The following is a 907-nucleotide window of genomic DNA, read 5'->3' as shown; positions in this document are numbered from 1 at the left end:
GTCGGCTCGGCGAGGGTCGAGAGTTGGCTGTAAACGTCCCGCTGGAGCCGTTCTTGGTGGTGGCGAGCCGCGACGGCGGCCTTGCTGGGGTCAGCGGTCTCAAGAATGAGTGCCTCGGTCGCCAGGACATCGATCTGTTTGCCATCCGGCGCAATCACCAGGCGGTTGTTGTTTTTCAACCAGGTGATGTAACTCGGCGACCGACCGATCCGCGCCGCGAAGGCGCTCTTTGACAGGTACAAAGAATCTGCCATAAGCCCTCCTTTTCAACGGCTTTTCAATGGATTCCTTTCAATTTCAACGGGTTGAATTTCAGTAAGCTGGGAACCCATTCGCTAACGCTTTCCCGCGGGTCCCCGGTCCCGTGTCCGGGCCACTTTGGCAGGGTCCCCGGCGCCCTTTTTTGGTGCGAATCGGTGAAAGCCACGGATTACGTGGCCTCCAGCCCATCACCCCTGTCCACTGTCGACCGGCGGCACATCACAGACGCCCAGGCGCTTCGCGGCCCAGCGTTCGTACAGCCCGATCGCCACATCGGCGCCGGCCATCGCGGTGATGCACCCGATGCTGCCCGCCGCCAGGATCGAAACCCCGGCTGCGTTCAGCAGCATCATGGTCGACAACCCGCAGACAACGCAGGCACCGGAGCGAAGCGCGAGGCGCCGCATCAGCGGCCACCCTCGCATGCCAGCCTTGTCAGCCCGCCATGCCTCCCCCGAAACCCCACCGACCAGCGACAGCACAATCACCATCCAGATCGGCATCTCAATCAACGCCTGCTGCTCGTTCGTCATTCTCCTGCCCCTTAAACGCAAAAACCCGGCGCAATGGCCGGGTTTGGTGTGGAGTGCCTGCCGCATCATGCGGTCGCACCTATCGAAGATGACTACTTTTTACAGGTCGATTC

At 61.4% G+C, this 907-nt stretch carries 1 protein-coding gene and 1 pseudogene; both read right to left on the bottom strand.

The features are described 5' to 3' along the window. A pseudogene (locus tag PF66_RS31655) lies at positions 1-254 on the bottom strand (terminase small subunit); the annotation flags it as partial. 195 nt (positions 255-449) lie between these two features. Continuing rightward, positions 450-794 (bottom strand): phage holin family protein, encoded by a 345-nt coding sequence (locus PF66_RS31650; protein WP_054064910.1) that lies wholly within the window; start codon positions 792-794, stop codon positions 450-452. Positions 795-907: the final 113 nt, after the last annotated feature.

Origin of the sequence: Pseudomonas asplenii (assembly GCF_001293465.1) — a bacterium.
GTDB lineage: Bacteria > Pseudomonadota > Gammaproteobacteria > Pseudomonadales > Pseudomonadaceae > Aquipseudomonas > Aquipseudomonas fuscovaginae_B.
This window is presented reverse-complemented; position numbering and strand designations above follow the sequence as displayed.

Excerpts from the sequence above, each read along its gene's own strand:
- PF66_RS31650 (WP_054064910.1), bottom strand. The coding sequence starts at position 794 with ATGACGAACGAGCAGCAGGCGTTGATTGAGATGCCGATCTGGATGGTG.